This window comes from Frigoribacterium sp. UYMn621 (assembly GCF_040549525.1).
In the GTDB taxonomy this organism is placed as follows: Bacteria; Actinomycetota; Actinomycetes; order Actinomycetales; family Microbacteriaceae; genus Lacisediminihabitans.
This window is the reverse complement of record NZ_JBEPTM010000004.1, coordinates 105,362-122,044: the sequence shown is the minus strand read 5'-3', so window position 1 is coordinate 122,044 and position 16,683 is coordinate 105,362. Positions and strand designations below refer to the sequence as shown.

General features: G+C 65.6%; 18 protein-coding genes. 2 read left to right on the top strand and 16 right to left on the bottom strand.

Annotated elements, in window-relative coordinates; genetic code table 11:
• Positions 1-31: 31 nt before the first annotated feature.
• The 13 genes from ABIB54_RS08920 to ABIB54_RS08860 form a co-directional block, all read right to left on the bottom strand.
• Complete coding sequence (locus ABIB54_RS08920; RefSeq protein WP_354575174.1) at positions 32-778, bottom strand: YaaA family protein; 747 nt, start codon at positions 776-778, stop codon at positions 32-34.
• Positions 778-1,287 (bottom strand): P-loop nucleotide/nucleoside kinase family protein, encoded by a 510-nt coding sequence (locus tag ABIB54_RS08915; protein WP_354575173.1) that lies wholly within the window; start codon positions 1,285-1,287, stop codon positions 778-780. Before ABIB54_RS08915 ends, ABIB54_RS08920 begins: the two co-directional genes overlap by 1 nt.
• A gap of 21 nt (positions 1,288-1,308) precedes the next feature.
• On the bottom strand, positions 1,309-1,593 hold the full coding sequence (locus ABIB54_RS08910) for a F0F1 ATP synthase subunit epsilon (RefSeq protein ID WP_354575172.1): 285 nt from the start codon (positions 1,591-1,593) through the stop codon (positions 1,309-1,311).
• A gap of 2 nt (positions 1,594-1,595) precedes the next feature.
• On the bottom strand, positions 1,596-3,056 hold the full coding sequence (gene atpD, locus ABIB54_RS08905; protein ID WP_354575171.1) for a F0F1 ATP synthase subunit beta: 1,461 nt from the start codon (positions 3,054-3,056) through the stop codon (positions 1,596-1,598).
• Between the two features lie 43 nt (positions 3,057-3,099).
• Positions 3,100-3,999, bottom strand: coding sequence for a F0F1 ATP synthase subunit gamma (locus tag ABIB54_RS08900; protein ID WP_354575170.1), 900 nt, complete (start codon positions 3,997-3,999; stop codon positions 3,100-3,102).
• A gap of 115 nt (positions 4,000-4,114) precedes the next feature.
• Positions 4,115-5,752: a F0F1 ATP synthase subunit alpha gene (atpA, locus tag ABIB54_RS08895; RefSeq protein ID WP_354575168.1), complete on the bottom strand. Its 1,638-nt coding sequence runs from the start codon at positions 5,750-5,752 to the stop codon at positions 4,115-4,117.
• A gap of 66 nt (positions 5,753-5,818) precedes the next feature.
• Positions 5,819-6,613: a F0F1 ATP synthase subunit delta gene (locus ABIB54_RS08890; RefSeq protein ID WP_354575167.1), complete on the bottom strand. Its 795-nt coding sequence runs from the start codon at positions 6,611-6,613 to the stop codon at positions 5,819-5,821.
• Positions 6,614-6,615: 2 nt separating this feature from the next.
• Positions 6,616-7,179 carry a F0F1 ATP synthase subunit B gene (locus ABIB54_RS08885; RefSeq protein ID WP_354575166.1) on the bottom strand — a complete coding sequence of 188 codons (564 nt, stop codon included), beginning with the start codon at positions 7,177-7,179 and terminating at the stop codon, positions 6,616-6,618.
• 2 nt (positions 7,180-7,181) lie between these two features.
• Positions 7,182-7,421 carry an ATP synthase F0 subunit C gene (gene atpE / locus ABIB54_RS08880; RefSeq protein WP_147784898.1) on the bottom strand — a complete coding sequence of 80 codons (240 nt, stop codon included), beginning with the start codon at positions 7,419-7,421 and terminating at the stop codon, positions 7,182-7,184.
• A gap of 84 nt (positions 7,422-7,505) precedes the next feature.
• Entirely contained in the window at positions 7,506-8,339 is an 834-nt protein-coding gene (gene atpB, locus ABIB54_RS08875; RefSeq protein ID WP_502917111.1) for a F0F1 ATP synthase subunit A, read from the bottom strand.
• Positions 8,340-8,420: 81 nt separating this feature from the next.
• Positions 8,421-8,879 carry a Cg1360 family ATP-synthase-associated protein gene (locus ABIB54_RS08870; RefSeq protein WP_354575165.1) on the bottom strand — a complete coding sequence of 153 codons (459 nt, stop codon included), beginning with the start codon at positions 8,877-8,879 and terminating at the stop codon, positions 8,421-8,423.
• Positions 8,876-10,105, bottom strand: coding sequence for an MraY family glycosyltransferase (locus ABIB54_RS08865; protein ID WP_354575163.1), 1,230 nt, complete (start codon positions 10,103-10,105; stop codon positions 8,876-8,878). Before ABIB54_RS08865 ends, ABIB54_RS08870 begins: the two co-directional genes overlap by 4 nt.
• Entirely contained in the window at positions 10,102-10,782 is a 681-nt protein-coding gene (locus tag ABIB54_RS08860) for an L-threonylcarbamoyladenylate synthase (RefSeq protein ID WP_354575162.1), read from the bottom strand. The genes ABIB54_RS08865 and ABIB54_RS08860 overlap by 4 nt, the downstream gene beginning before the upstream one ends.
• Positions 10,783-10,974: 192 nt before the next feature.
• Here ABIB54_RS08860 and ABIB54_RS08855 point away from each other — a divergent pair, with 192 nt between their 5' ends.
• Both ABIB54_RS08855 and ABIB54_RS08850 read left to right on the top strand, forming a co-directional pair.
• A complete protein-coding gene (locus tag ABIB54_RS08855; RefSeq protein ID WP_354575161.1) occupies positions 10,975-11,589 on the top strand; it encodes an HAD family hydrolase in 615 nt (204 codons plus the stop codon).
• Positions 11,590-11,591: 2 nt separating this feature from the next.
• Entirely contained in the window at positions 11,592-12,224 is a 633-nt protein-coding gene (locus ABIB54_RS08850) for a hypothetical protein (RefSeq protein ID WP_354575160.1), read from the top strand.
• Between the two features lie 141 nt (positions 12,225-12,365).
• Here ABIB54_RS08850 and prmC read toward each other — a convergent pair whose 3' ends face one another.
• From prmC to rho, 3 genes are read right to left on the bottom strand one after another with little or no spacing between them, the layout of a single operon-like run.
• On the bottom strand, positions 12,366-13,238 hold the full coding sequence (gene prmC / locus ABIB54_RS08845) for a peptide chain release factor N(5)-glutamine methyltransferase (protein ID WP_354575159.1): 873 nt from the start codon (positions 13,236-13,238) through the stop codon (positions 12,366-12,368).
• 19 nt (positions 13,239-13,257) lie between these two features.
• Complete coding sequence (gene prfA, locus ABIB54_RS08840; RefSeq protein WP_354575355.1) at positions 13,258-14,340, bottom strand: peptide chain release factor 1; 1,083 nt, start codon at positions 14,338-14,340, stop codon at positions 13,258-13,260.
• A 20-nt stretch (positions 14,341-14,360) separates the two neighbouring features.
• Positions 14,361-16,577 (bottom strand): transcription termination factor Rho, encoded by a 2,217-nt coding sequence (gene rho, locus ABIB54_RS08835; RefSeq protein WP_354575158.1) that lies wholly within the window; start codon positions 16,575-16,577, stop codon positions 14,361-14,363.
• Positions 16,578-16,683 lie beyond the last annotated feature (106 nt).

The window sequence follows — 16,683 nt, the reverse complement described above, 5'->3', positions numbered from 1 at the left end:
CGGTCAGCCGCTCCCGGTCGGACGCTCCCTGTCAGACGACGAGGTCCAACTCGCCCACCGCGCCCCGCTCGAGGCGGATGCCCGCGCCGACTGACCACTCCAGCAGCGAATCGATACTCGAGTGGTCGATGGCCGCCTCGCAGAGGATGCGCACGAACTCGCCCTTGCCCTTCTTGTTGAAGTGGTTGAGGGCCCGTCGCGGCCCGGAACCGGAGTCGGAGACGACACGCACGACGGCGCTCTCGGGCCCCAGCGGAGCCGGTCCGAGTTCGACGTAGCTCTCCGATCGCAGGTCGAGGATCACTCCGTCGGTGGCGGCCAGCACCGCGGAGATGCGCTCACGCCACAGCTTCTTAAGCGGAAGGTCCGGCAGCCTCGAATCGTGGGACAGCCGGTAGGCGGGAATCGGATCGTCGGCACCGAGGAGGCCGAACAGCGCGGAATGGATGAGCACGTGATCCCGGGCGAAGGCCCGGCCGCCGGTCGAAAGCGTGCGGGCGTCGAGGGCGTCATAGAGCACGCCGGTATAGCGCTCGAGAGCGGGAGTGGTGGGCGAGGATCGCAACTGCCGATTGCGGGTCACCTCGAACTGCTGGCTGGCACCGAGCTTCAGAGCGGCAGCCATGGTGGCACGATTGCTCGACAGCGCCCGCGTCGCGGAGAGGGCGGAGCGCCGCTGTGCGGTCAGGGAGGGATGACTCAGTCGCGACAGGTCCAGCCGCGCGTCGTCGTCACCCCCGTCGCGTTTCGTCTCCGAAGGGGGCAGCAGTACCAGCACTAGCCGGTGATGAACGCGAGCGCGGAATCCACGTTCACGCCGAGAGGTTGCGCCGAATCCAGCGTGATCCGCGGCACCGCGGCACTGGCACCGGCCCAGGGCAGATACTCGTCGAGGCTCTGCTCGACGGCGTGCCAGCTCGGCTCGTTCACGTGCGGAAAACGACGCCCACGAGCGTGGAGGCGTTCGCGGTGCAGTGCGGGATCGGAACAGACGACTTCGATGAAGCGAAGCGTCTCGCCGCGGGACTTGGCCAGCTCCACCCACTGCTCCCGGGCAGGATCGACTCCGTTGACGGCGTCGACGATCACACTATGGCCGGACTCGAGAACGAGCGCGGCGATGGTCTCCGCAACCAGGTAGGCGGCGAGTCCCGTCGGCTGGTCGCTATCGATCCCCGCCTCGAGAATCGCCGACTCGATCGGATCGACCGAGACCACCGACGCGGAGAGCCTCCCGCCGAGAATCTCGGCGATAGTGCTCTTGCCCGCCGCCGGCAGCCCAGCCATCGCGATCAGCATCGGAAGAAGTCAGCCCTGAACGAGCGCGGCGTTGCGTGCGACGATGGTGACGGTGTCGTGCTCCACCGAGAGGAAACCATCCTCGGCGTTCGCCCGCACCGCGGCGGATCCGGAGCCCGTGGTGATCCGGACTTCTCCGGCGCTGAGAATCGCCAACAGCGGCTCATGGCCGGGGAGGATTCCGATCTCTCCCTCGGTGGTTCGCGCGACCACCATCGTTGCCGTGCCGGACCAGACCTCGTGGTCGGCCGACACGACACTCACCTGCAGCTGACGAGCACCAGTCTCGGCCATTCTTAGCCGTTCTCCTTCTGGATCTTCGCCCACTGCTCTTCGACGTCGTTGATGCCACCGACGTTGAAGAAGGCTTGGGTGGCCACGTGGTCGAAGTCACCCTTCACGATCGCGTCGAACGACTCGATGGTGTCCTTGAGCGGCACGGTCGATCCCTCGACACCGGTGAACTTCTTCGCCATGTAGGTGTTCTGCGAGAGGAACTGCTGAATGCGGCGCGCACGGGAGACGGTGATCTTGTCTTCCTCGGAGAGCTCGTCGACACCCAGGATCGCGATGATCTCCTGGAGTTCCTTGTTCTTCTGCAGGATCGCCTTGACGTTGGTCGCCACGCGGTAGTGGTCTGCACCCAGGTACCGGGGGTCGAGGATGCGGCTGGTCGAGGTGAGCGGGTCGACGGCCGGGTAGAGGCCCTGCGACGCGATCTCGCGGCTGAGCTCGGTCGTCGCATCGAGGTGCGCGAAGGTGGTCGCCGGAGCGGGGTCGGTGTAGTCATCCGCCGGCACGTAGATCGCCTGGAGTGAGGTGATCGAGTGTCCCCGCGTCGAGGTGATGCGCTCCTGCAGGATGCCCATCTCATCGGCGAGGTTCGGCTGGTATCCCACCGCGGACGGCATGCGACCGAGCAGCGTGGAGACCTCGGAACCGGCCTGGGTGAACCGGAAGATGTTGTCGATGAAGAGCAACACATCCTGGTTCTGCACATCGCGGAAGTACTCCGCCATGGTGAGGGCCGAAAGGGCGACGCGAAGACGCGTCCCCGGCGGCTCGTCCATCTGGCCGAAGACGAGGGCGGTCTTGTCGAAGACACCCGCCTCCTCCATCTCGGCGATGAGGTCGTTGCCCTCACGGGTGCGCTCGCCGACACCGGCGAACACCGAGACTCCGCCGTGGTCCTGCGCGACACGCTGGATCATCTCCTGGATGAGCACGGTCTTGCCGACACCGGCGCCTCCGAAGAGACCGATCTTTCCGCCGAGCACATAGGGGGTGAGCAGGTCGATGACCTTGATGCCGGTCTCGAAGAGTTCGGTCTTCGACTCGAGCTGGTCGAAGGGCGGGGGCTCGCGGTGGATCGACCAGCGGTCTGCCCACTCGTAGGTCTCGCCGGGCTCACCGTTGAGCACCTCGCCGATGACGTTGAAGACCTTGCCTTTGGTGGCGTCTCCGACGGGAACCGTGATCGGTCCGCCGGTGTCGCGCACCTCCTGGCCACGGACGAGGCCGTCGGTGGGCTTCAGTGCGATGGCACGCACGAGGTCGTCGCCGAGGTGCTGTGCGACCTCGAGGGTGATCTCGGTGGAGTCCTCGCCGATGGTGACCGTGGTCTTCAGGGCGTTGTAGATGCCGGGGATGGCATCGTGCGGAAACTCGATGTCGACGACGGGACCGGTGACGCGGGCGATGCGTCCGATTCCGGCGGGCTGAGCCGTGGTCTGGTCAGCAGGGGCTGTGATAGTCATGTGCTTCTCGATTCTCCTGGGCTTCTTCTGAGCGCTTCAGCGCTTACTTCTTGGGCGAGAGTGCATCGGCGCCGCCGACGATCTCGGAAATCTGCTGGGTGATCTCGGACTGGCGCGCGTTGTTCGCCAGGCGGGTGAAGGTGGTGATGAGCTTGTCGGCGTTGTCGCTCGCCGACTTCATCGCCCGCTGGCGGGCCGCGTGCTCGGATGCCGCGGACTGCAGCATCGCGTTGAAGATGCGGCTCTCGATATACACCGGAAGCAGGGCATCCAGCACATCATCGACCTCGGGCTCGAACGAGTAGAGCGGCAGCACGTCGTTGTCCTCGGGGGCCTCCACGCCCTCGACGACCTCGAGGGGCAGCAGCCTGACGACCTCGGGAACCTGCGTGACAACACTCACGAAGCGGTTGTAGACGATGTGGATCTCGTCCACCCCGCCCTCGCCCGCCGGCTGGATGAACTTCGCGACGAGAGTCTCGCCGATCGACTTCGCGGTCTCGAACTCGGGCTTCTCGGTGCCGCCCGTCCAGATCTGCTCAGCGGCGCGTTTGCGGAAGGCGAAATACGCCGCCGCCTTGCGACCGACGAGGTAGTAGACGACCTCCTTGCCCTGGCTCTGCAGCAGGGTGACGAGCTCGCTCGACTCACGCACCACGTTCGTGCTGAACGCACCGGCGAGCCCGCGATCGGAGGTGAAGAGCACGACAGCGGCGCGCTCGACCTTCTCCGGCTCGGTGGTGAGGAGGTGATCGACGTTCGAGAAGGTGGCCACAGCCGACACGGCACGAGTGACAGCACGCGAGTATGGTCCGGATGCCGCGACCCTCGCCTGCGCCTTCTGGATGCGTGAGGCGGAGATCAGCTCCATGGCTCGAGTGATCTTCTTGGTCGTCTGGGCAGACTTGATCTTCTGCCGGTAGACCCGAAGTTGCGCTCCCATGTCTGTCTAACTTTCTGTTCGTGTGTACTTCAGTTCGATGAAATGTTGGTCGAGTAGGCCGCCTGCGCCCGTGTCGAGAGCTGCCCGTGTCGAACCCGGCCCGTGTCGAACCCGGCTAGCGCCTCTGCTTGACGATCTGCTCCTGGGCGATGTCCTCGGGCTCGATGGGCTCGAACTCCTCGGTTCCGACCGAGGCGAGCGGCTTGCCCTCGCCGGTCTGGAACTCGAGCTTGAACTTGTCCACGCCCTCGTCGAGTGCCTTCACCGTGTCGTCATCCAGCACGTTCGTGGCCTTCAGCTTCGCCAGCACCTCGGTGTTGCGACCGAGGTAGTCGAGCAGCTCGCGCTCGAAACGCAGCACGTCTTCCACGGCGACCTCGTCGAGCTTGCCGTTCGTTCCGGCCCAGATCGAGACGACCTGCTCCTCGACGGGGTACGGCGAGTACTGCGGCTGGCGCAGGAGCTCGGTGAGGCGGGCGCCGCGGGCGAGCTGGCGGCGGCTGGTCGGGTCGAGGTCGGACGCGAACATCGCGAAGGCCTCGAGCGAGCGGTACTGGGCCAGCTCGAGCTTCAGCGTGCCGGAGACCTTCTTGATCGACTTGACCTGCGCGTCACCACCGACTCGCGAGACGGAGATTCCCACGTCGACCGCCGGACGCTGGTTGGCATTGAAGAGGTCGGACTGCAGGAAGATCTGGCCGTCGGTGATCGAGATCACGTTGGTCGGGATGTAGGCCGACACGTCGTTCGCCTTGGTCTCGATGATCGGGAGACCGGTCATCGATCCGGCACCGAGCTCGTCGGAGAGCTTCGCGCAACGCTCGAGCAGACGGGAGTGCAGGTAGAACACGTCGCCCGGGTATGCCTCGCGCCCCGGGGGGCGACGCAGCAGCAGCGAGACGGCGCGGTAGGCCTCGGCCTGCTTTGACAGGTCGTCGAAAATGATCAGCACGTGCTTGCCGCCGTACATCCAGTGCTGGCCGATGGCAGACCCGGTGTAGGGAGCGAGGTACTTGAAGCCGGCGGGGTCGGAGGCCGGGGACGCCACGATGGTGGTGTACTCCATGGCTCCGGCATCCTCGAGCGCACCCTTCACCGAAGCGATGGTCGAGCCCTTCTGGCCGATGGCGACGTAGATGCAGCGCACCTGCTTTGTGGTGTCGCCCGACTCCCAGTTGGCCTTCTGGTTGATGATCGTGTCGATCGCGATGGCCGTCTTGCCGGTCTGGCGGTCGCCGATGATCAGCTGGCGCTGGCCTCGACCGATCGGGATCATGGCGTCGATGGCCTTGATGCCGGTCTGCATCGGCTCGTGGACGCTCTTGCGCTGCATGACGCCGGGAGCCTGGAGTTCGAGGGCCCGGCGGCTCTCGCCCGTGATCTCGCCGAGACCGTCGATCGGGGCGCCGAGCGGGTCGACGACGCGACCGAGGTAGGCATCACCGACGGGCACGGAGAGCACCTCTCCGGTGCGGGTGACCTCGAGGCCCTCGACGATTCCGCCGAACTCGCCGAGCACGATGACACCGATCTCGTTCTCGTCCAGGTTCTGGGCGAGGCCGAGGGTGCCGTCGGCGAACTTGATGAGCTCGTTCGCCATGACGCCGGGAAGACCCTGCACGTGGGCGATCCCATCGGCTGCGTCGATGACGTAACCGACCTCGGTCGTCGAGGCGGACGCGGGGTCATAGGCCTTGACGAAGTCCTTGAGCGCGTCGCGGATCTCATCCGGGCTGATCGTGAGGTCTGCCATTTCCGTTGTTTCCTTGTCTTCGCGAAGCCCAACGGCTTCGGGGGGTCTGTGTGGGGAGAGGGTTCGCTATCCGGCGAGCTGGAGCCGGAGATCCTTGATCTTCGATGCGACGCTGTCGTCGATGACCGTGTCGCCGACCTGCACGCGAAGCCCGCCGATGAGGGCCGGATCGACGATCAGGTTGAACTTGAGCGCTCGACCGAACTTGACGGCGAGACCCTTCTGCAGCCGCTCGAGCTGCACCGCCCGAATCGGGGTGGCGCTGGTGATGGTGGCGACCGCGAGTCCGGACTGGTCAGCCACGATGGATGCTGCGGTGCGCAGCAACTCGCCGATACGACGGCCACGGGGCTGCTGCATCAGGTGGCGGACGATCGCGAGCGTCTGGGCGGAGACCTTCTTCGCGAGAAGTGCTTCGACGAGCGCCACCTTCGACTCCGGGGTTCCGAGCTTGCTGCTCACCGCGAGTTCGAGCTCGGAGTTCGACGACACCGCCGTGCCGAAGGCGAACAGTTCCGCATCGATGTTGACGGTCGCCGGTGCGGAGTCCGCTGCCGCGCGTAGCCCGAGTTCTTCGATACCCGCGAGCAGGTCCTCCGAGTCGGACCAGCGGTGCGAGACCGCCGTGCCGAGCAGCCGGAGGGTCACCGGGCTGAGGTTGGTGCCGAAGACCGCGGCGAGGATGGACTGCTTGTCCGCAGCACCCGTCGCCGTGTCGGTGAGCATCGAGATGAGCTGAGCCGAGCCGCCGATGATCCGGCCGGCCGAGAACAGTTCATCGGCAGTGGCCAGGTCGGCCGAGCCCATGGACGAAAGTTCCGCCCGAGAGGCGGCGAGAGCTTCCCTGGTCGCTGATCCCATGTTCAGTTCACCGACTCCGGCTTGGCTGCCGCTTCTGACTTCTCGAGGTCTGCGAGGAACTGGTCGACCAGGTTCGCCGCGTTCTTGTCGTCGGACAGGCTCTGCCCGATGACGCCGGAGGCGAGGTCGATCGCGAGCGATCCGACCTCGGAGCGGAGGGAGACGAGCGCAGACTGGCGCTCGGCTTCGATCGTCGCCTGCGCGTTGACCGTGATGCGGGCGGCATCCGCGGATGCCTGCTCCTTGAGCTCGTTCAGGATCTTCGTGCCGTCCTGACGGGCCTGGTCACGGATCTTCGCGGCCTCGGCGCGTGCCTCTGCCAGCTGCTCGTTGTACTTCTCGAGAGCTGCAGCGGCCTCCGCCTGGGCGTTCTCGGCCTTCTTGATGCCGCCCTCGATGAGCTCCGCACGCGCGTCGAGCGTCTTCTGCACGTTCGGCAGGACCTTCTTCCAGAAGAAGATGAACAGCACGATGAAGCACAGTGCCGACCAGATGATGTCCGGAAGACTCGGGATGAGCGGATTCGGATTCGCCTCCGCAGCCGCCGCGAGAAGAAGGGGTTTCATGACTACTGTCCGGTGGTGAAGATGAAGTACGTTGCAATACCGATGAAGGCGAGTGCCTCGGTGAAGGCGATACCGATGTACATCAGCACGGTCAGGCGGCCCTGGAGCTCAGGCTGGCGCGCGACGGACTCGATCGTCTTTCCGACGACGATTCCGACTCCGATTGCCGGGCCGATTGCTGCGAGGCCATAGCCGATCGTCGCGATGTTTCCGCTGAGTGCGGCGACGGTAGTGGTGTCCACGTTGTGTGTTTCCTTCCGTGATGGTGCGAGGGGCGGTTGCCCGACTCGCGTCGTGCTAGGTCGTTACTGGTCAGTCAGGTTGGGTCAGTGCTCATCGGCCAGCGCGAGCTGGAGATAGACGGCCGTCAGGATGGTGAAAACGTAGGCCTGCAGCACGATGACCAGGAGTTCGAGCACCGTGAAGGCCAGCCCGAACGCGATCGTTCCGATGCCGAAGAGCTTGTACAGTCCGTTGGCCTCGAAGAAGAAGAACGAGGTGGCGAGGAAGAACAGAACGAGCAGCAGATGGCCGACGATCATGTTCATCAGGAGTCGCAGCGTGTGGGTGACCGGTCGAACGATGAAGGTCGAGATCAGTTCGATCGGAGTCACGATGATGTACAGCGGCCACGGCACACCGGGCGGGAACAGCGCGTTGCGCAGGAACTTGCCGGGGTGCTTCCTGAGTCCGGCGATGATCCAGGTGAAGTAGGCGATGGCAGCGAGCAGCAGCGGCACGCCGATCACCGAGGTGCCGGCGATATTGACGAAGGGCACAACCCCGGTGAAGTTCATCGCCAGAATCATGAAGAAGAAGGTCATGAGCAGCGGAAGGAACTTGCGACCGTCCTTCTTGCCGAGCAGGTCTTCGGCGATGCCGACGCGCACGAAGTCGGTGCCGAACTCGAGCACGCTCTGCCAGCGAGTCGGAACCACCTTGAGCGATCGCGTCAACAGCGAGAACACCACGATGATGATGACCGTGGTGATGATGCGCACGAGCATGACTCGATTGAGCTCGAAGGGAGTGCCAGCGAACGCGATGATCGGCGGGAAGAATTCACCGATACTGGGCCCGACGAAGCTACCGCCGCCGTCGCCTTCGCTGGCGAGCGGGAGGATGAGATTAAGTGCGTGGGGTAGCAGCGCTAACTCCAGAATCGGGGCGTGTAGTCACGCGGCGAGAAGAAGGGGGGCGTTCGTCATAACTCTATCAAGAGAATGGGGCCAGCCGAACCTCTACTGCTGTCGGTCGGCGGCCGCAGCGGCATCCGTTGGCAGGCTCACGTCGCTGACGTAGGGCATTCGCGAGCGCGCGATCACCACCACATCCACGACGAGGGTGCCGATCACGGCGACAACCACGGTGAGGAACAGCACCTGGGTCTGGATCCACGGCTGGTCCTTGAGAAGAACGATCAACACGATGAAGACGATGAGCTTGACGAGCCACGCCCCCATCACGATCCCGAAGAAGGCGACGCTCAGCAGGTCGCCCTTCGCGACCTTCGTGGCCAGGACGATGCTTGCCGTCGTGATACCGAGAAAGACGACGGCCATCACCGTGCCGATGAGCGCACTGACGAGGCCGATTCCCCCGGCGAAGATGAGTCCGACGACCGACCCGACCACCGCGATGGCGAGCGCGAGGACGCCGCCGTAGGCCAGGATCCGCTTGAGGATGGGGATCGCGCTCATGATGCTTCCTTCGTGGGGGTGTCGGTGGATGCCGCGTCGTAGGCCGCCTCATCGAGGGGGTCGAACCGGGATGCGGCCGCCTCGGCGTCGTTGTCGGCACTGGCGAGCTGGACGGAGGCCTCCACGGACTTTCGACGGGTGAGGGGCGCCAGAGTGAAGGCCGTGCAGATGACCAGGCCGACGATGATGAACAGTACGCCCCAGATGGCGTCGAAGAACATGAAGAGCAGGCATCCGATCGACACCACTGCGGTCCAGGAGTAGAAGATCAACACCGCAGGGATGTCCGAATGGCCCATATCCAGCAAGCGGTGATGGAGGTGCTTGCGGTCGGCGCTGAAGGGCGACTTTCCCGCCCGAAGGCGGCGGAAGATCGCGAGAGCGAAGTCGAGCAGCGGAATGATCAGGATGGCGAGGGGAAGCAGGATCGGGATGAACGCGGGCACGAGCTGCTTGGTGAACTGCAGTGCGGCGAGATCCACCTGACCGGTGACGGAGATCGCGGAAGTCGCCATCAGCAGGCCGACGAGGAGCGCCCCGGCATCCCCCATGAACAGCTTGGCCGGGTGCCAGTTCAGCGGGAGGAAGCCGACGCACGCGCCGATCAGAACCGCCGAGATGAGCAGCGCGAGATTGAAGTACTCCGCTGCCGCACTGCGGGTAACGAGGATGTAGCTGTAGATGAAGAATGCGCCGTTGGCGATGATCGCGACGCCGGCGACCAGGCCGTCCAGCCCATCGATGAAGTTGATGGCGTTCATGACGAGCACGATCGCGAAGACCGTGATGATCAGCCCGGTGTAGGAGGAGAGCACGACCACTCCCCCCACGATCGGGAGCGTGGTCAGTTGCACGCCCTGCCAGGCGAGGAGCCCGGCGGCGATGATCTGCCCGGCGAGTTTGGTGACCCAGTCGAGATCCCAGATGTCGTCGGCGACACCGATGAGCACGATGATGAGCGCCGATCCGAGGATCGCGAAGATCGGACCCGGTTTGGCGAAGATGAGGTGGAATTGGGGCAGCTGGGACGCGACCCCGAAGGCCGTGAGGATACCGATGAACATGGCGATACCCCCGAGGCGCGGGGTCGGGCGCTTGTGCACGTCCCGGTCGCGGATGGCGGGATAGAGCCGGTATTTCATGCCGAGCCTCGCGACCGCTGTCGCGAGCACGAACGTCACCACGGCGGAGAGACCGCCGGCAGCAACGTAGAAGATGAATCTCACGGCGAGTTCTCGGCGCTGAACTTCTCGAGAACGGCTTCGATCCGGGCCTCGGTGATCACCCCGTGGCGGACGATCTTGAGAACGCCACCGTCGATCAGGCCGGTCGCGTCGACGATCGTCGATCCCAGTCCGGCCGCTTCGTAGTCGAGGCCGACCTCCCCTCCGTCCAGGTAGACCTCGACGCTGTCGCCCAGCATCCGCTCGGCATCCTGGGCGGTGCGCGCCGCAATCTCCCCGGTGAGGTTGGCAGAGGACACGGCGAGCGGCCCGGTCTCCGACAGCAGTTCGAGCGCGAGGCGGTTGTTCGGCATCCGGAGCGCGACGGTTCCGCCGGTCTCGCCGAGGTCCCAGTCGAGCGAGGGGTTGGCGGGAAGGATCACCGTGAGGCCACCGGGCCAGAACTCCGCCACGAGCGCGCGGACCTCCGGCGGTACCGTCTCGGCGAGAGCGTCGAGGGTGGGGATGCCCGGGATCAGCACCGGCGGGGGCGACTGCCTGGTGCGGCCCTTGGCATCGAGAAGACGCTGCACCCCATAGGTGTTGAAGGCGTCGACGGCGAGGCCGTAGACGGTGTCGGTGGGGAACACGACGAGTTCCCCCCGGCCGATGGCGACCCGTGCGAGCCGCATTCCGGTGAGAAGTTCGTCCTGCTCAGAGCAGTTATAGATCGTCGCCATATCGCTAGACATCCTACTTCGAGCTGTTCGATGGCTTCTGCGTTGACATCACCCCCAGCGCGGCCTGAGACAATCGGGTGACGGAAGGAGCCCTGTGGACCTGTATCCCTTCGATTTCGACGCTGTGGATGGCGTGCCGCAGACCGCTGCACTCGACCAGGCCATCTCCCGTTTCGCCGGACGGAACACCTGATGCTGCTCTTCATCTTCGACATGGACGAAGTGCTGTACGGCTACGACTGGCAACGGCGGATGGCTGGCATGACCGAACTCACCGGCCTGTCACTCGAGCAGTTGCGGGAACGCTGGTGGCACGAGGAGGGCGAGATCGCGGCGGAGGCCGGCGGTTTCGCCTCAGCGGAGGTCTACCTTGCCGCGTTCAACGAGGCGATCGGGTTCGAGGTGTCCGAAGCCGACTGGGTGCGTATTCGCGGTTCCGCGATGGAGCCGTGGCGCGATTCGATCGCCGCCGTGCGGAGGGCGGCCGAGCTGGGGCAGGTCACCCTTCTGACGAACAATGGCCCCCTGACCGGCAAATACCTGCGCGATCTCGCCCCTGAGCTCGTTTCGGTGTTCGGCGATCACCTCTACACCTCCTCGGACTACGGAGCACGCAAGCCCGAACCGGAGGTGTTCCGGAGCGTGCTCGCGCGCTACTCGATCGACGCCCGAGACAGCTTCTTCGCCGACGACATGCGGGAGAATATCGACGGGGCTGCGAGCATCGGGATCACGGCCCACCATTTCACCGATGCTCCCTCGCTTCTCGCCGCGATCGAAGCGTTCGCGGAGGCACGGAAGGACTGACCATGCTCGAACAGGCGACGCTCGACGAACTCTGGCTGTTCGACGATCCGGCGCAGTCCGAGTCGCGCTTCCGCGTCGAACTGGAGCAGGGCGGCCCCTGGGATGACACCGAACGTGCCGAGCTGACGACCCAGCTTGCCCGAGCCATCGGCCTCGAGGGACGATTCGATGAGGCCGCGGCGCTGCTCATCGAGCTCGATGACGCGGCTCCGGTGGTGGGAGTGCGGGTGCTCCTCGAGTCTGGTCGCCTCATGAACAGCTCCGGGCATCCGGATGCCGCGGCCGGGCTCTTTCGCCAGGCCGCGTCGATCGCCCATCGCGCCGACCTCGGCTTCCTGCGGGTGGATGCACTGCACATGCTCGCGATCGTCGACCCGGACGGCGCAGAGGACTGGACCGCTCTAGCCGCGTCCCTCGCCGAGGAGTCACCCGATCCACGCACTCGCCGCTGGCTCGTGTCGCTGCACAGCAATCTCGGCTGGTATCGGCTTGAGGCCGGCGACCCCTCCGCGGCGCTCGAGTCCTTCACCGAGGCATCCCGCTGGGCCGATCTTGTGGGCACGGAAGACCAGCGCACCTGGACCGCCGAGGCGATCGCGGAGTGCACCGCGGCCCTGGAGGCGTCGGAAGAGTAGCTCCATCGCCTGGGAGCGCCATTCGCCCGAAACCGGGCGAATGCGGACACTCCGGGCCGGCGCGCCAGCCCGGAGTGTCCGCATTGGCCCGCCCTGCCGGAGTTGCGGCGCGGGAGGGGATGCCCCGGCGGGCGCTCGTCCTCAGCGCAGGGCGGTCGTCGAGCGGTCCCGCCCGAGGAAGTCCGGGTGCGAGGCGATCGCACGCCAGCCGTCGGCGGCGAGGATGCCCGAAATCGCGGCCGCCTGAAGCTCACCGTGCTCCAGCACGAGGGTGCCGCCCTGGTGCAGCAGGCGCCGGGCGGTGTGTGAGACCTGACGCACGACATCCAGCCCGTCCTCACCGCCGTAGAGCGCGTGCCCGGGATCGAAGAGCCGCACCTCCGGGTCGCGCGGGATCGCGCCGAGGGGGATGTAGGGAGGATTCGAGATGACCACCGAGACGGTGCCATCGAGCTCTGGCAGGGCCGCGACGAGGTCAACGAACACAGCGCGAGCGTTCCCTGCGCCGCTCTCGCGGAAGTTCTGCCGCGTCCAGATGAATGCCTCGGGTGAATTCTCCACGCCGTAGACCCGGGCGTGGGGCACCTCGGTGGCGAGAGCAAGCGCGATCGCGCCACTGCCGGTGCCGAGGTCGATACCGATCGGCTCTGGAGTGGCCGCCGCGCGCAAAGCATCGATGGCAAACTGCGCCACCTGCTCGGTCTCGGGCCGCGGCACGAACACGCCGGGCCCGACCGCGAGCTCGAGCGACCGGAACGGCGCCCTGCCGGTGATGTGCTGCAGCGGTTCTCGAGCCGATCGACGCTCCACGAGGGCGGCGATCGTCGCCGCATCCGCGACCGAGATGGCCGTGCCGGTGATGGCCTTCGCCTGCACCTCGCCGCGACTCATCCCGAGCACGAAACCGAGCAACAACTCGGCATCGACGTCGGGAGAGGGAACTCCAGCCCGAGTGAGCAGTTCGACGGCGCGGAGGAGCGTCGTCGAGACTGTGGGGACTTCCGGAGTGGTCATGGCGCGCGGCGGGGCGAGACTAGTCCGCATCTCCGGCCAGGGCCTCGAGACGCGACTCTTCATCCGCTTCGATATCGCTCTGGATGACGGGCTCGAGAGCACCGTTCATCACGGCATCGAGGTTGTAGGCCTTGTAGCCCGTACGGTGGTCGGCGATGCGGTTCTCGGGAAAGTTGTAGGTGCGGATGCGCTCTGACCGGTCCATCGTGCGGATCTGGCTCTTGCGCACGACCGAAGCCGCGGCGTCGATCTCCTCCTGCTGACGTGCGAGCACGCGGGCCCGAAGCACGCGCATGCCCGCCTCACGGTTCTGCAGCTGCGATTTCTCGTTCTGCATGGCCACGACGATGCCGGTGGGAAGGTGGGTGATGCGCACGGCGGAGTCGGTGGTGTTCACCGACTGACCGCCCGGTCCGCTCGAGCGATAGACGTCGATCTTGAGATCGTTCTGGCTGATCTCCACCTCTTCGGGCTCGTCAACCTCGGGGAAGACGAGCACGCCCGCCGCAGAGGTGTGGATGCGTCCCTGCGACTCGGTGGCCGGCACGCGCTGCACGCGGTGCACCCCGCCCTCGTACTTGAGGTGCGCCCAGACGCCCTCTGCAGGGTCGGTCGAGTTGCCCTTGATGGCGAGCTGCACGTCCTTGATGCCGCCGAGGTCGCTCGAGGTCTGCTCGATGATCTCGGTCTTCCACTTCTTGGACTCCGCATAGTGCAGGTACATGCGCAGGAGATCGCCGGCGAAGAGCGCGGACTCTGCTCCGCCCTCCCCCATCTTGATCTCCATGATCACGTCACGACCATCGTTGGGGTCCCGCGGAATGAGCAGTCGGCGCAGGCGCTCCTCCATCACGTCGAGCTCCGACTTGATGTTCGGAAGCTCCTCAGCGAAGGATTCGTCGTCCGCCGCCATCTCGGTCGCAGCCTCGAAGTCGTCAGTGAGCGCCATCCACCGGTTGTAGGCGTCGACGATGCGGCTGAGCTCGGCGTAGCGCCGATTGACCTTCTTCGACTTGGCCGGGTTGGAGTGGAGTTCGGGGTCGGCAAGTTGTTCCTGAAGGTCCGCATGCTCGACCAAGAGGGTCTTCACCGACTCGAACACGCCAGAGTCTGCCATCGGGATTAGTCCTCTTTCGACCCGGATGCGCCCGGAAGCGACTTCTGGATCTTCATGAGGAACTCGACGTTGGACGACGTGTCCTTCAGCTGCGTGAGTACGAGCTCGAGGGCCTGCTGGGTCTCGAGTCCCGCCAGTGCGCGACGGAGCTTCCAGTTGATCTTCGTCTCGTCGACGCCCATGAGCATCTCCTCGCGGCGAGTGCCCGACGCGTTGACATCGACGGCCGGGAAGATGCGCTTGTCAGCGAGCTGACGTGAGAGGCGCAATTCCATGTTGCCGGTGCCCTTGAACTCCTCGAAGATCACCTCGTCCATCTTGGATCCGGTCTCGACGAGCGCGGTGGCGAGGATCGTGAGCGATCCGCCGTCCTCGATGTTGCGAGCGGCACCGAAGAAACGCTTCGGCGGGTAGAGAGCCGAGGAGTCGACACCACCGGACAGGATGCGCCCGGAGGCCGGAGCGGCCAGGTTGTAGGCGCGGCCGAGGCGGGTGATCGAGTCGAGCAGCACGACGACGTCGTGGCCGAGCTCGACGAGACGCTTGGCACGCTCGATGGCGAGTTCGGCGACCGTGGTGTGGTCCTCTGCCGGGCGGTCGAAGGTGGAGGCGATGACCTCACCCTTGACCGTGCGCTGCATGTCGGTGACCTCTTCCGGACGCTCGTCGACCAGCACGACCATGAGGTGCACCTCGGGGTTGTTCTTGGCGATGGCGTTGGCGATGGCCTGGAGCACGAGCGTCTTGCCGGCCTTCGGCGGCGAGACGATGAGGCCGCGCTGACCCTTGCCGATCGGCGACACGAGGTCGATGATGCGAGTGGTGAGCTTGCCCGACTCGGTCTCGAGGCGCAGGCGCTCCGAGGGGTAGAGCGGGGTCAGCTTGCCGAACTCGACACGGTCGGCGGCCTGCTCGATGGGCAGTCCGTTGATCGAGTCGATCTTCACGATCGCGTTGTACTTCTGGCGACCGGAGTTGTCGTTCTCGCGCGGCTGGCGGATGGCTCCGACCACGGCGTCGCCCTTGCGCAGGTTGTACTTCTTCACCTGGCCGAGGGAGACATAGACGTCGTTGTTGCCCGGAAGGTAGCCGCTCGTGCGCACGAAGGCGTAGTTGTCGAGCACGTCGAGGATGCCGGCGACCGGGATGAGCACGTCATCCTCGGTGATCTCGGGCTCGAAGTCGTCGTTGCCGCCTGCGCCGCGGCGCTTGCGGTCACGGTAGCGGTTGCGGCCGCCGCGGTCATCATCCTCGAGCAGCTGCTGCTGGTTGCGGTCGTTGTTGCCGTTGCGGTCGTTGTTGTTCTGCTGCTGGCGGTCGTTGCCCTGCTGGCGGGAGTTGCCGTTCTGCTGGCCACCACCCTGGTTGTTCTGCTGGTTGCGGTTGTTCGCATTGCGACCATTGGCGCGCTGCCCATCGGACTGCTCACCGTTCTGGTTGTTCTGGTTGTTCTGGTTGTTCTGGTTGTTCTGGTTGTTCTGATTGTTCTGGTTGTTCTGGGCAGCCTGGCCGTTCTGGCCTTGGGCCGAGGCATCGCCCTGCTGACGGTCGCCCTGCTGACGATCTCCGCCGCGGTTGCGGTTGCGGTTGCGCGAGTTGCGGGTGGGCTGGGCGTCATCGGCCTGCGCCTCCGCTTCGGCCTCCTGGCCGGGGATGCGATCGAGGCCATCGGTCTGCTGCGAGTCCGCGACGGCGGCCCGCTCGGCCTCCTGGCCGGGGATGCGGTCGAGACCGGCAGAAAGAGCAGCGTCGGCCAGCGCGATGCGCTCGGCCTCCTGGCCGGGGATGCGGTCGAGACCGCTTTCCGCGCGGTTCACGTGGCGGGTGACCGACTTCGGCTCCGCCTTCCCGGCGGAACGGGCCGCAGACGCACGGCGCGGCTCGCGCTGTGTCGACTCGATGACGGGCGCTTCGGCGGCGGCAGCATCCACAATCGAGGTGCTGGCGCGGCGCGACGCCCGCTTCTTGGCGACAGGCGCATCGGCCACCGGCGCGTCGGTGACCACGGCGTCACCTACCGGCGCGTCAGCGACCGGCTCCGAAGCGACGGGGCGTGCGGTGTTGTTCTGGATCTGGGAGATGGCATCCACGAGTTCTCCTTTACGAAGTTTGGACGATCCACTGAGGCCGAGCTCGGCCGCGAGAGCCTGGAGCTCGGGAAGGCGGAGTTTGGCGAGGGCGATGGAGTCTGTACCTGAGGCACGGACAGTGAGGTCAGTCACTAAGAGGGTTCCTTTCCCCGAACAAGGTCCGCACCTGACAGGTGCGACTGAGCCTTGCGGGAGGGTTTGACGTTCGGCGCTTTCGCTTCGGGTAGCGCCTGTGCGA